We start from the raw sequence: 14,047 nt of genomic DNA on the forward strand, positions 1-14,047 counted from the left end.
GTCAGATGCGTTCGCTGGAAGACCTGCAGGTAGCGATGGCCGCTCGGCTCGCCGAGGAGGGTTTGGCCACCGCCGCGGCCGTGCCGGTGCGCCGGAATCCGGAACGGGCGCCGTTGTCGTTCGGCCAGCGTTACGTGTGGGCGCATCAGCAGATTTCGCCCGGCAGCGCCGCCTACAACCTGTGCCTGGCGTTGACCTTCGAGGGCGCGGCGGGCGCCGAGCCGATCGATGTGGGTGCCCTGCGCACGGCCTTCGCCGCGCTCGTCGAGCGGCACGAGGTGCTGCGCACCACCTATCACACCGATGAGGACGGTGAGCCCTATCAGCGGATCCATTCCGATCTGCAGCCCCGGCTGGTGGAGGAGGATCTGTCCGGTCTCGCCGAGGAGCAGGCCCGGCAGCGGTTGCGTGAGCTGACCGAGGCCGCGGCCCGCGAAAGCTTCGATCTCACATCGGAGTCCTCGCTGCGGGTGACCTTCGTTCGCATATCCGCCGGTGAACTGGTCGCGGTGGTGGTGATTCAGCACATCGCGTGGGACGGTATGACACTGCCCGCGCTCTCGCGGGACGTGGAGAACTTCTACCGGCAGGCACTGACCGGCCCGGTCACGGTGGAGCCGCTGCGGTTGCAGGTCGCCGATTTCGCCGAATGGGAGGCCGACCGGTTCGCCGCCGACGACCATGGCGAGGATATTCGCTTCTGGCGCACCAGCTTCGACGGTGAACTGCCGGAACTGCAGCTGCCCTACGATCGCCGCCCGGTCGCGGCCACCGAACGCGGCGCCCGCCGCGATCGCCCGCTGAGCGCGGCCGCCGACGCGACGCTGCGCCGCCTCACCGCCGACCTGCGCACCACCCCGTTCTCGGTGTTCCTCGCCGCCTACTATGTCGCGCTGCGCGAGATGACCGGGCGCACCGACATGGTCATCGGCACCACCGTGGCCAACCGCGAAGAGTCCGGGATGGAACTGCTGATCGGCAATCTCGGCAATATGCTCCCGCTGCGCATCGCCGGCCGCGACGATCAGCGCTTCGCCGAGCTGGTCGAGCAGGTGCGCGGCGTGATCACCGGCGCGTTCGGACACAAGCATTTTCCGCAGGAAGGCATCGTCCGCGCGGTGAATGCCGCGACCGGCAACGTCGGCTCCCAGCTGTTCGACACGATGGTGCTGTTCCTGCACCAGAAGATCGACGGCCCCCAGCTGCCGGGCGCCACCACCAGCTGGGAGTTGATGGACAACGGCGCGGCCCTGCTGCCGCTGGTGGTGGAGACCTTCATGCACGGTGATCGGACCGACGTCCAGATCACCTATCGCACCGATCTTTTCGATCCCGTCACGATCGATCGCTTGCACGAATACATCGACCTCGTGCTCGCTGCCGCGACCGCCGACCGAAAGATATCGGAGCTCGCCACGTTGTCGCCGACCGATCGTAAGGCGCTGGCGCAGTGGTCGCACGGCGCCGCGGTGCCGATCGAGGCGGAGACCGCCGACGCGATGATCCGCGCCTCCGCGCGGACCTACCCGGACCGTACGGCCGTGGTGTTCGGCGATATCGAATTGACCTATCGCGAATTCGACACCCGGGTGAACCGGCTCGCGCGCCTGCTGCTGGCGGAGGGCGTGCGGCCCGGCGACCGAGTCGGCGTCTACGCCGAACGCAGTGAGCGGCTGCCGATCGCGTTCGCGGCGGTGCTGCGAGTCGGCGCGGTGTATTTCCCGATCGACCCCAGCTATCCGCTCGACCGCATCGAGTACATGCTCGGCGATGCCGAGCCGGCGCTGCTGCTGATGTCGGCCGACAGGGAGATCGATCTCGAAACCCATGTCGCGGCAATCGATCTCAGCGATACGTCGGTGATCGAACGGCTGTCCGCGCTGGACGGCTCGGAGCTGTCGCCGGTCGAGCTGCCGCGGCCCTTGCATCCGCTCGACCCCGCCTATCTGCTCTACACCTCCGGCACCACCGGCCGCCCCAAGGGCGTCGTGATCCACCACCGCGGTATCGCCAACCATGTGCAGTGGATGCGCGACTACCTCGGCTTCGGCGAGGAGCGCATCCTGCAGAAGGCGCCGATCGGCTTCGACGTCTCGGTCTTCGAGCTGGTGAACGCGCTGTGCACCGGATCGGCGACGGTGCTGCCGCCGCCGCAGTGGTGGCAGGCCGATGTGGAGGCGCTCGCCGATATCATCCACCGGCACCGCATCACGCAGATCTCGTTGGTGCCCAGTGTGGTTCGCGCCTTCATCGATGCCGGGCCGGACCCGGCGCGGCTGCAATCCATGCGCTACGTGTACCTGGGCGGCGAGGCGGTGCCGCCGGCGCTGGTCGAGGAATCGAGCCGCTTTTTCGGCGGTACTGTGCTCGGTCTCTACGGCCCCACCGAGGGGTCGATGGACCTCATGCACGAGGACTTCGCCGGGCGGACGAACACCGAGGGGACGGCCGGCACCGCGCTCGAACCGGCGCTCATCGGCCTGCCCGAATGGAATTCGTCGGTCTACGTGCTGGACGAGCGGTTGCGGCAGGTGCCGCCCGGTGTGATCGGTGAGCTCTACCTCGGCGGCGTGCAGCTGGCTCAGGGCTACCATCGCCGCCCCGATCTGACCGCCGGGGCCTTCGTGGCATGCCCGTTCGCCGGTGAGCCCGGGGCCCGGATGTATCGCACCGGCGATATCGTGCGCTGGAATTCGCAGGGCCGCATGGAATATCTGGGCCGGGTCGACGATCAGGTCAAGGTGCGCGGACATCGCATCGAGCTGGGTGAGATCGGCACCGTGCTGCGCCGCGTGCCCGGTATCGCCTCCGCCGTCGCGATCACCGTGCCGCAGGGCGAGCCGAGCCACGACCTGGCGCTGGTGGCCTACTACGTGCCCGAGGCGAACTCGGAGTTTGCCACCGCCGGCGACGCCGAGAACACGGAACGCATCAAAGCCGCACTGGCGCAACGCCTGCCGGAATACATGATCCCCACGGCACTGGTGAAATTGGCGGCACTGCCGCTGACCGCCAACGGCAAACTCGACCGCCGCGCATTGCCGCAGCCGGATCTGGGTGGCAGCACCGGGCACGGGCGGGAACTGCGCGCGGGCGCCGAAACCGCGGTCGCCGAGGTGGTGCGCGCGGTGCTGCACCTCGGCGATACCACCGCGCTGGCGGCCGACGACGATTTCCTGGCCCTGGGCGGCGATTCCATCAGCGCGATCCGGATGGCGTCGGCGTTGAAGAAGTACGGATTGCTGATCACCACGAGCGCTCTGTTCGACGCGCGCACGATCGCCCGCATCGCCGCGGCGTGCGAGCCGATCGTCGAAATGAGCGGCCGGGCCCTGGTCGAGGCGGAGAGCCCGGCCGGCTGGATCCCGCTCAATCCCATCGCGGCCCTGCTCACCGAACAATCCGACGACTACCGCTCCTATACCCAGGCCACCGCGGTCGTGGCGCCTGCGCACAGCACTCGCGAGCAGATCGCCGAGGTCGTCTCGGCGCTGGCCGCACGCCATCCGATGCTGCGTGCCCGGCTCGGCACGGACCCCCTGGGCGCCACGGCCTATTACGTCCCGGAACCGGACGAGCCGACCGTCGCGCCCACCCTCGCCGAGGTCGTGATCGATGCCGAGAACTGGGACCGCACCGCGGGTGCGCAGCTGAATGCGCAGTTGGCCGAGCTGAGCGCGCAGCTGGACCCCGGCGCGGGCCGCATGCTCGCCGCCGCCTGGGTGCACTCCGCCGACGGAACGCAGGGCCGGCTGCTGCTGGTCGTCCACCACCTGGTGGTCGACGGTGTGTCCTGGCGTGTGCTGCACGACGATCTGCGTGGACTGTGGGGTGTCGCGGCCACGACGGTCGAACCGCAGCCGGGGACCTCGGTCAAGACCTGGAACACCGGCCTGGCGCAGGTGGCGAACAGCGACGCCGTCCTCACGACGCTGCCGTACTGGCGCGCGGCCGCCGAGGCGGTGGATCCGCTGCTCGGCAGTCGCGCCCTGGATCCGGCCGTCGACACCGTCGCGACCGTGCGCGAGGTCACCGCCACCCTCGACGCGGACGACACCGCGTTCCTGATGAGCACGGCCACAACGGCTTTCGGCTGCGATTTTCTCGACATCCAGGTCGCCTCGCTCGCGGTCGCGATCCATCGCTTCCGCCGCCGCCGCGACCGGGACGCGGATGCGGTCGCGGTGACGATGGAACGCCACGGCCGGGTCGAAACCCTTTTCAGCGGAGTGGATCTCGCGAACACCGTCGGCTGGTTCACCACCACCTACCCGGTCTCGCTGCGCATTCCGGAGGCGGGCGAGCAGGCCGAATCGGCGGTGAAGGCGGTCAAGGAGCAACTGCTCGCGGTGCCCGAATCGGGGATCGGCTGGGGACTGCTGAGCCGGCTCAACCCGGAGACCCGCGCCGAGCTGGCCGGTTCACGCTCGCCGCAGGTGAGTTTCAATTACATGGGCCGATTCGCCGAATCCGCCGCGGACCGCGAATCGGTCCGAACCTGGGACGCCGCACCGGAGTTCGGCTACCTGGGTGGACATGCGGATCCGGCCATGCCGGCCCCGGCGCTGCTGGACGTCAACACCGTGGCACTGGCCGACGGCGACAGTGTGCGGTTGCACGCCTCCTTCCGGTTCCCGGCGGGCCCGCTGTCCGAGGACGAAGCCGGCGAACTGGCCCAGCTGTGGACCGAGGGCCTGGGCGAACTCGTGAAGTCGGTGCGCGACAACCCGATTCGCCGCCTCACGCCCAGCGACGTGGTCGCCGACGAGGTGACCCAGCCGGATCTGGACCGCTGGCAGGCGCTGTATCCCGGCTGCGTGGACATCTACCCGCTGGCCCCGCTGCAGGCCGGTCTGTACTTCACCGCGCTCGGCTCCGCGGGCAACGACGTCTACAACGTGCAGACGCTCATCGGGGTCCGCGGCGAACTCGACCTGCCGCGGCTGTCCGCGGCCTTCGACACCGTGCTCAACCGCTATCCCAATCTGCGCGTGTCGATTTCGGTGTCGCATGCGGGACAGCCCTATGCGGTGGTCGCCGACCACATGAGCATCCCGGTGCGCGAGATCGACTTCGCGGACCTGCCGGACGCGCAGGAGCGGCTGCACGACTTCTTCCACGCCGACCAGGCCGAACATTTCGACCTCACCCAGGGCCCGCTGCTGCGGGTCACCGTGGTGCATCTGCCCGGCAACCGGCACACGGTCGTGCTGACCTCGCACCATCTGCTGACCGATGGCTGGTCCGGGCAGCTGCTGCCGCGGGAGATCTTCGCCGAATACGCCGGCCACGGGGGCGAGCCGCTCGGCGATCCGGATACCTTCGCGCGCTTCCTGCGCCTCACCCGGGACCGGGAGGAGGCCACCGCGGCGGCCTGGCAGAACTACCTCGAGGAGGTGCGACCGTGCCTCGTCGCCCCGGCCCGCACGCCCGACAGCGGCGGCGTACCGGAGGGGCGCACGTTCGTTCTCGACGACGACACGGTCGCGCGTGCCACCGAACTGGCCGCCGAGCAGGGCGCCACCTTCAGCCTGGTCTGCCAGCTCGCCTGGGCCAACGCGCTGCGATACGTCACCGGCGACCAGGCAACGGTTTTCGGCGAGGTGGTGTCGGGCCGGCCCGCCGACCTCGACGGCGTCGACCATGCGGTCGGCTGCTTCGCCAACACCGTTCCGGTCGCGATCGACCTGGCCGGCGACCGGACCTGGCGCGACCATCTCGCCGAGATGCAGCGGCATCGGGTGGATCTCATGGAGTACCACCAGTACCGGCTCACCTCGGCGATGCGGGCGGCGGGACGGTCGGGCCCGGCGGCGCGCAAGCTGTTCGACAGCATGTTCGTCTTCCAGTCCTATCCGCCGGGCCGCGACGAACTGGAAACCTCGTTGCGCGAGGGCGGTTTGGAGCTGGTGTCGTTCGAGGGCGGCGGCGCCACCGACAACGCGCTGCTGCTGATGATCTTCCCGGCCAATTCCCTGCTGCCCGGCGACGGAGTGCAGGCAGTGGTGTTCTACGCCGAGGACAGTTTCGAAGCCGACGACGCCCGCATCATCGAGACCGCGTTCCGGAATACGTTGCGCGCCATCGCCGAACAGCCCGACCGCGCCGTCGCCGACACCACCGTGCTCGACGACGAGGATCAGGGCCTGCTGGTGATGCGGCGGATGTGGCAGTGACAGATATGAGGAGTCAGACGAGCATGGCAGCAGCACCCGGTTGGATCCGGCAGTTCCACGCACCGCGCGGGGCGAGCGCACCGTTGATCATCTGCCCGCACGCGGGCGGCGGCGCATCGACCTACCGGCCCTTCTCGAAGCAGTTGCGCGACCATTTCGACGTCGGTGTGCTGCAGTACCCCGGCCGCCAGGACCGCGCTCGCGAGGCCGCGCTGCGGACGCTGCCGGAGATCGCCGAGGGTGCCTTCGACGAGTTCGCGCTCTCACCGTGGAACCGCGACCAGCCGATCACGGTGCTCGGCCACAGTATGGGGTCGATCGTGGCCTTCGAATTCGTCCGCATCGCCGAATCCGAAGGCGTGCCGGTGCGATTGCTGGCGGTCTCGGGTGCGGTTCCCCCGTCGCGGGTGGCCGAGATGCCCAACCATCCCACCGAGGACGAACAGTTGCTCGACCATATGGCCGGACTGGAGGGCACCGGCTCGGATCTGCTCGGCAATCGCGACCTGATGCGGATGGCGCTGCCCGCACTGAAGGCCGACTACGCCGCCTTCGACCGCTATACCTGCCCGCCGGACGTGCGGGTGCAGGCTCCCGTGCAGGCGATGGGCGGCAGCGACGACGAGTACGTCACCATGGGCGACCTCTACGGATGGCAGCAGCACACCGAATCGCAGCTGTCGGTATCGATATTCGACGGTGGCCACTTCTATCTGCACGACCACGTCGAGGGCATCGCGGAGCTGCTCGTCGCCGAGATGGAGACAACAGCGTGAGTGATGCGGATCCCATCGTCGTCAGCGGCCTCGCCGTCGAGGCGCCCGGCGGCATCGAGACCCCCGGCCAGTACTGGGCGGCGCTGTCGCAGGCCCGCGATCTGACCGGGCCGTTCCCGCGCGACCGCGGCTGGCCGCTCGCCGAACTGCTGAACCTGTCACGCCACGAGGGCTGGGCCGCGGTCCGCGACGCGGGCGGATTCCTCGATCGCGCAGCGGAATTCGATCCGATGTTCTTCGGCATCACACCGCGCGAGGCGGTCGCGATGGATCCGCAGCAGCGGGTGGCGCTGCGGGTGGCCTGGCGGGCGCTGGAGAACGCCGGCATCAATCCCGCGGCCATCGACGGTGACGAGGTGGGCTGCTATATGGGCGCCTCGCCGACCGAATACGGTCCGCACAGTGCCGAGGTCAACGACTATTCCGGCTATCGTGCGGCCGGTGCGGCGCTGGGAGCGGTGGCCGGGCGGATCTCCAACTGCCTCGGCCTCGGCGGCCCGTCGATCGTGGTCGACACCGCCTGTGCCTCGTCGCTGTCTGCGCTGCATATGGCGGCGGCGGCGATCCGCGCCGGGGAATGTGACTGGGCGCTGGCCGGTGCGGTCTGTGTAATGGGTTCGCCCGCCGCGTTCTTCGAATTCTCCAAGAACAACGCGCTGGCCGCGGACGGGCAGTGCAAACCGTATTCCGATGCCGCCGACGGCACGCTCTGGGGTGAGGGCGCGGGGGTGGTCGTGCTGGAACGCGAATCGCGGGCCCGCGCGGCCGGTCGCCGGATCTACGGCCGATTGCTCGCCACCCGGGTCAACCACAACGGCGCCGGAGCGCCGATCGCCGTGCCTAGCAGCCGCGCGCAGGAGCGACTGATCCGCGCGACGGTTGCGGCAGCGGATATTTCACCCGAGGTCGTCGGCATGATCGAAGGCCACGGCACCGCGACGGCGGTCGGCGATCCGCTGGAACTCGAGGCGCTGGACCGCGTCTACGGATCGGGCTCCGCGCGCCTGGGCTCGGTGAAATCGAATCTGGGCCACGCACAGGCGGCGGCGGGCATGCTCGGGTTGATCAAGGTGCTGCTCAGTGGTCTGCACGGACAGATCGCGCCGACCCGCTTCGCCGACAATCCGACCGGCAAGGTGGATTGGGACGCGACCGGCTTGCGGCTGGCGGCGAAACTCGAGGACTGGCAGCCGCACGACGGCGTGCGCTACGGGGCGGTGTCGTCGTTCGGGGTGTCGGGCACGAATGCCCATGCGCTGCTGGCCATTCCGGCCGAAGGGGAGAGTCATGTCTAGCTACCGCCTGCCCGACGGCAGCGTCCCGATCCTGCTGTCCAGCGACAACCCGGATCTGCTGGGACGGGAGGCGGCCGCCGTCGCGGACTACCTCGCCGACCATTCCGAGGTGACTCCGGACCGCCTGGCCGACATGCTGTTTCGCACCCGCTCACCGCGCCGCCATCGCGCTGTGGTGATTGCGGATGCGCAGACCGATGTGATCGCCGCGCTGCGTGCCGTCGCCGACGGCCGCCCGCATCCGGCGGTGGTGCGATCGGAGCGCGCCGCGACCGCGCAGCGCGTGGCCTACGTCTTTCCCGGCCAGGGCAGCCAGCACCCCGGTATGGGCGCGATGCTCTACGAGCACTCGTCGGCCTATCGCGATGCTGTCGACGAGTGCGACAAGGTCTTTCACGATCTCTACGGCTGGTCGCCGCGCGCCTATCTGCTCGAGGCCGGGCAGGAGGCCGACGACAAGGCGCTGACCGTGCAACCTGCGCTGTTCGTGCAGATGGTCGGTGTGGCGGCGATGTGGCAGGCCGCCGGGGTCGGACCGGGTGTGACGGTCGGGCATTCGCAGGGTGAGATCGCCGCCGCCTACGTCAGCGGGGCGCAGACCCTGCGGGACGCGGTCCGGATCGTCACCACCCGGGCGCGGATCGTCGACGACCGTCAGCTCAGCGGCTATTCCATGGCGGTGCTGGGCATCGACCGCGACGAGTGCGAGGACCTGATCGCACGCCAGGCCGATTTCGTGGAGTTGTCGGTGATCAACTCCCGCCACATCATCGCGATCTCCGGACAACGCGACGCCGTCGTAGGCATCATCGAATCGCTCAATGCCGCAGGGAAATTCGCCAAAGAGATTCGCGTCCGATATCCGGCGCACACCTCCTATGTGAGTGCCGGGCGCGAATTGCTGGCTGCCACGGTCGGTCCGGAAATGGACAACCACGCCTTCATCGACACCGAGATCGACTGTATCGGCGCCACCATGGGCGACCGCCTCCATCCGGGTCTGTCCATCGTCGACTACTGGTATCTGAACCTGCGTAACCGGGTGCGCTTCGACCTGGCGATCCGGAAAGCCGTGGAGGCCGGGGCGAGCACCTTCATCGAGATCTCCGAACATCCGACGCTGATGCTCGCGATTCAGGAGAATCTGGCGGAAATTCCGGGGCAGCGGGAATTTCAGACGTTGGGCACCTCGCGCCGCACCGCCGAGGATCTGCGGGAGTTCACCCGCAATCTGGCGACCGTCGCGGTGCACGACGCGAACTATCGGTGGGAGGCGCTGCGCGAACCGGGCGACGGCGGCGTGCCCGCGCTGCCGCTGCTCGATTTCCCCAATACGCAGATGAACGCCAAATCGCTGTGGGCGCCGTTCGATTACGCTCGCACTGCCGAAAAAAGCACCGCCGGAGGCGATTCCGACGATTCCACGGTCGCGCCGCAGCGGGTGCTCGAAACCTGGACCAGATTGCAGCGGCGCACGATGGTGCCGCCGCGGACCCTCGCCGTGGTCGATCCGAGCGGCGCCTATGCCGAACTCGCGGCCGCCGTCCGCGCGGCCGCGCCCCGCCAGGGCGCCACGGTGATCGAGCCGGGTACCGGCGTGCGGCCGGACACCCTGGTGGTGCTGGCCCCGCCCGCGTCGCCGGACGGTCCGGTGCGCGATGTGTCCGAATTCCTCGGCGTCCGCGGCTGGTTGGCCGAACTCGACGGCATCGGCGATATCTGGCTGGTGACCAGCGGCGGCGAACAGGTCGTCGACGCCGATCTGCCGGATCCGTTCCATGCCGCCGCACAGGCCGGATTCCGTTGTCTGGCAGCCGAACACGTCGGCGTCGCCTTCCGGCACGCCGATCTCGGCGCCGGGACCGATGCCGCCGCGGCGGCGAAGGCGCTGCTCGGCGCGATCCATATCGCGGGGGAGCCGGAATTGGCCGTGCGCGACGGCGGCTACTACGCGAAACGGCTGATCCTCGACGACACCACGGGTGATATTCCGCCGCACGGGGAGGAACTGCGCGAGGTCGTCATCGTCGGCGGCACCGGCAAGGTGGGGCTCGACCTCTGCGAGCAGTTCGCCGCCGCGGGCGCGGGCCGGATCACGGTGATCAGCCGGTCCGGCGGTTCGGCCGCCGCCGCGGCGCGCATCGCCGAGATCGGCGCCCGGCACGATTCCGAGATCGTGGTGCGCCACTGCGACGCCGGTGACGCAGACGCACTCGCCGACCTCGCGGCGGACTACGCCGCGAGCCCGGCGACCCTCGTCGTGCATGCCGCCGTGGATTACGACGCCGCGGCCGCCGATCCGGATCCGGCGGCCATTCGCGCGGCCGCCAACGCCAAATCCGTCGTGCTGCAGAACCTCACGCGTATCTTCCCGCGCACCGACGACGGTCGCATCGTGGTGTGCTCGTCGCTGTCGGCCACACTGGGCGGGCGCGGACATATGGTCTACTCCGCGATCAACCGGATGCTGGACGCCCAGGCCGCGCACTACCGGGCCGAAGGCATCCGATGCTCGTCGGTGCAGTGGGGCCTGTGGCGGGCGGTCGGCGCCGACCATGCCGAAGCGCTGGCCCGCATCAGCGGCACCGGATTGCTGCCGATGGACCCGGCGGTGGCGGTCGCCGCCGGCTTCGCGCCGCGTGCGGCCACTGTGCTGGTCGCCGCCGCCCAGTGGGGTCGCATCCGAGATCTGTTCTCGGTCTTCGGTTTCGCGCCGCTGTTCGCCGAACTACCCGACGACGAACCGGAGCCGGCGGCGGCCACGGTTGCCGAACCGGTGGCCGAACCCGAGCCCGCCGCCGATACGGCCGCCGCGCCGCGCGGCACCGCCGACACCGTGCGCGATGCCCTGCGGGTGGTGATGGGGTTGGAACCGAGCGAGGCCGTCGACGGATCGGTCCCGCTGGTGGCGCTGGGCCTGGATTCGCTGCAGGCGCTCGACCTCCGCAAGCGGGTCGAGGCCGAATTGCGGCGGGATCTCCCGGTCACCGCCATTCTCGGCGGCGCCTCCCTCGACGAGGTGGTGGCGCTGCTCGGTTGAGGCCGAGGCGGTGGAGTTCATCGAATTATCAAGTTAGCCTTACCAAAGTAACTGGGCGGGCGCTCGGACGGAGAGCATGGTGTCGAATTCAATGGGTAGTCCGGCGGATACGGACAACGCGATCGTCGTCGACGGTGTCGAGAAGACCTTCGGCGCGGTGCGCGCGTTGCGAGGCATCAGCTTCAGCGCCCCCGCGGGCAGTGTGCTGGGCGTGCTCGGGCCCAACGGCGCGGGTAAGACCACCACGGTATCGGTGTTGTCGACGCTGATTCGTCCCGATGCCGGTACTGCGCGGGTAGCCGGCTTCGACGTCGTCACCCAGGCCGCGCAGGTCCGGTCCTCGATCATGCTGACCGGCCAGTACTCGGCGCTCGACGAAATGCTCACCGGCCGGGAAAATCTGGTGCTCTTCGCCCGTCTGATGGGCTTGCGGCGCAAGGCCGCCGCGCAGCGCGCCGACGAACTCCTGGAGCAGTTCGCGCTCACCGAGGCGGCGGAACGACGGGTCGGCCAGTACTCCGGCGGTATGCGCCGGCGCATCGATATCGCCTGCGGATTGGTCCGGCCGCCGCGCGTGGTCTTCCTCGACGAACCCACCACCGGCCTGGACCCCGTCAGTCGCCAGAGCCTATGGGCGCTGGTGCGCTCGCTCAAGGAACAGGGCGTCACGATTCTGCTCACCACGCAGTACCTCGAGGAAGCGGATGCGTTGAGCGACAACATCATTGTCGTCGACAAGGGCACCGTGATCGCCGAGGGCACCGCCGATCAGCTCAAGGCCCGCTCCGGCGACAGCTACTGCGAGGTCGTCCCGGTCGATGCCGGCGATGTGCCGGCCGTGGCCGCCGCGCTGGCGAGCCTGGGGGAGGTCACGATCGCCGAATCGCAGGACCGCGTGTCGGTTCCCGCGCCCGGTGGCGCGGTGACGCTGTCGGAGGCGCTGGACCGGATCAACAGCGCGGGAATCGAATTGATCGACATCGCCTTGCGCCGTCCCTCCCTCGACGAGGTCTTCATCCAGCTGACCGAACCGGCCGAAGAGATCCCGGCATGACCGCGGCGAGCACCGAAACCCCCGAACTGTTCCGGGTTCCGGCCGGCCTGCAATGGACGGCGTTGAGCGGCCGCATGATTCGCACCGCGCTGCGCGAGGGCGATCTGGTGCTGGCCTTCGCCGCGCCGGTGGTGTTCTTCGTCTGCTTCTACGTGCCGCTGCGGCATTCGATGGAGGCCGGTGGTATCGACTACGCGCAGTACCTGCTGCCCTTGATCGCGGTCTTCGCCATGTTCTTCACCTCCATGTTCGCCGGTGACCGGGCGGCGCGAGAGGTCGTCGGCGGCATGGCCACCCGGCTGCGGGCGATGCCGGTGCCGCCGTGGGTTCCGGTGACCGCTCGGATGTCGGCGAATCTGGTGCGCGCCGTCGCCGCCTTCGCCGGGGCGCTGATCATCGGCACGATCTTCGGATTCCGATTCCACGGCGCGGATTCCACGCTGGTCTTCGTGCTGGTGGTGCTGGCGTTCGGCGCCACGCTCGTAATCGCCACCGACGCGCTCGGCACCATCACCCGCAACAGCGAACTCAGCGGCACCGTCCTGTTCGGCCCGCAACTGCTGCTGGTGATGACCTCCACCGGGTTCGTTCCGGTGCAGGGTTTTCCGGGCTGGATCCAGCCGTATGTACGCAATCAGCCGGTCTCGCAGATCACCGACGCGCTGCGCGGACTGGCGGCGGGGAAGTACCCCGCCGAACTCGGCGTGGCCGCGATCTGGATCGCGGTGCTGCTGGTGGTCGCCGTGGTCCTGGCAGTGCGAGCGGAAGGGCACCGGCGATGAGTGCGACCGTTATGGACAATTCTCCCGTGCTCGGCACCCGGATCGGTGATCTGTGGTCGCAGACCCGGATCGAGACCGGTCGCCTGCTGCGGCGCTGGTCACGGCAGCCGGAGGTGATCACCAGCACGCTGGTGCTGCCGATTCTGCTGCTGCTCATGTACGACCTGGTGCTCGACAAATCCCTCGGCGCCGCCGGCGGGGCCGACCCGATCTACGGGTTCGTGCCGATGATCGCCGTCGCCGGGGCGATGTACGGCGCGATGGGTACCGGCATGTCGTTGTACGCCGAGCGGGAAAGCGGTCTGCTGCGCCGATTCTGGGTGCTTCCGATGCATCGCTGGGCCGGACTGTCCGGCCGGCTGGCCGCCGAATGCGCCCGCGCGCTCGCGGCGACGGTCGTGGTCGTCGCCGTCGGCATGGCGCTGGGCCTGCGGTTCCAACAGGGCTGGGCCGGTGCGATCGGCGTCCTGCTGGTACCGGTGATCGTGATCGCCGGATTCACCCCGCTGGTCATCGCGGTCGGGGTGAGCAGCGCCGGTGACAAGGTGGTGCAGCTGTTCGCGATCGTGGTGTTGGTCGGCATGTTCTTCAATTCCGGATTCGTGCCGGTGCAGAACTATCCGGGCTGGCTGCAACCGATCGTGCGGGCTCAGCCCATGAGCTGCGCCATCGAGGCGATGCGCGACTTCACTCTCGGTGGTCCGCTGCTGGTTCCGGTTTTGCAGACCGTGGCGTGGTCGGTGGGTCTGATGGTGGTTTTCGGCGCCGTGGCCATTCGCGGCTACCGTCGCGCCGCCCAGAGCTGACCCATCTTCCGCCTCCGGACAAGCCATTAGCCCGTCATTAGCGAGACACGCCGAGTGTCATTCTGATTCACCGAAGATCGATCCGTCTTTTTCGGTACTGTCGAGATCCGTTTGTTCG

The 14,047-nt window shown here is 68.9% G+C and carries 7 protein-coding genes; all 7 read left to right on the forward strand.

All coding sequences use genetic code 11. The features are described 5' to 3' along the window. Window positions 1-5: 5 nt before the first annotated feature. Window positions 6-6,176 (forward strand): non-ribosomal peptide synthetase, encoded by a 6,171-nt coding sequence (locus IG65_RS0103680; protein ID WP_030513383.1) that lies wholly within the window; start codon window positions 6-8, stop codon window positions 6,174-6,176. A gap of 23 nt (window positions 6,177-6,199) precedes the next feature. Further along, entirely contained in the window at window positions 6,200-6,952 is a 753-nt protein-coding gene (locus IG65_RS0103685) for a thioesterase II family protein (RefSeq protein WP_030513384.1), read from the forward strand. Continuing rightward, entirely contained in the window at window positions 6,949-8,247 is a 1,299-nt protein-coding gene (locus IG65_RS0103690; RefSeq protein WP_030513385.1) for a polyketide synthase, read from the forward strand. The genes IG65_RS0103685 and IG65_RS0103690 overlap by 4 nt, the downstream gene beginning before the upstream one ends. Further along, window positions 8,240-11,287 (forward strand): nocobactin polyketide synthase NbtC, encoded by a 3,048-nt coding sequence (nbtC, locus tag IG65_RS0103695; protein ID WP_030513386.1) that lies wholly within the window; start codon window positions 8,240-8,242, stop codon window positions 11,285-11,287. The genes IG65_RS0103690 and nbtC overlap by 8 nt, the downstream gene beginning before the upstream one ends. A gap of 76 nt (window positions 11,288-11,363) precedes the next feature. Next, on the forward strand, window positions 11,364-12,341 hold the full coding sequence (locus tag IG65_RS0103700; protein ID WP_231509040.1) for an ATP-binding cassette domain-containing protein: 978 nt from the start codon (window positions 11,364-11,366) through the stop codon (window positions 12,339-12,341). Then, window positions 12,338-13,123: an ABC transporter permease gene (locus tag IG65_RS0103705; protein ID WP_030513388.1), complete on the forward strand. Its 786-nt coding sequence runs from the start codon at window positions 12,338-12,340 to the stop codon at window positions 13,121-13,123. The genes IG65_RS0103700 and IG65_RS0103705 overlap by 4 nt, the downstream gene beginning before the upstream one ends. Continuing rightward, window positions 13,120-13,929, forward strand: a complete 810-nt coding sequence (locus IG65_RS0103710) for an ABC transporter permease (protein ID WP_231509041.1) — start codon at window positions 13,120-13,122, stop codon at window positions 13,927-13,929. Before IG65_RS0103705 ends, IG65_RS0103710 begins: the two co-directional genes overlap by 4 nt. Window positions 13,930-14,047: the final 118 nt, after the last annotated feature.

Origin of the sequence: Nocardia sp. NRRL WC-3656 (genome assembly GCF_000720265.1) — a bacterium.
Lineage (GTDB): Bacteria > Actinomycetota > Actinomycetes > Mycobacteriales > Mycobacteriaceae > Nocardia > Nocardia nova.

What these genes read in the sequence shown, in the direction of transcription:
- IG65_RS0103685 (WP_030513384.1), top strand. Translation starts at nt 6,200, where the DNA reads ATGGCAGCAGCACCCGGTTGGATCCGGCAGTTCCACGCACCGCGCGGG.
- IG65_RS0103705 (WP_030513388.1), top strand. Translation starts at nt 12,338, where the DNA reads ATGACCGCGGCGAGCACCGAAACCCCCGAACTGTTCCGGGTTCCGGCC.
- IG65_RS0103710 (WP_231509041.1), top strand. Translation starts at nt 13,120, where the DNA reads ATGAGTGCGACCGTTATGGACAATTCTCCCGTGCTCGGCACCCGGATC.
- IG65_RS0103700 (WP_231509040.1), top strand. Translation starts at nt 11,364, where the DNA reads ATGGTGTCGAATTCAATGGGTAGTCCGGCGGATACGGACAACGCGATC.
- nbtC (WP_030513386.1), top strand. Translation starts at nt 8,240, where the DNA reads ATGTCTAGCTACCGCCTGCCCGACGGCAGCGTCCCGATCCTGCTGTCC.
- IG65_RS0103680 (WP_030513383.1), top strand. Translation starts at nt 6, where the DNA reads ATGCGTTCGCTGGAAGACCTGCAGGTAGCGATGGCCGCTCGGCTCGCC.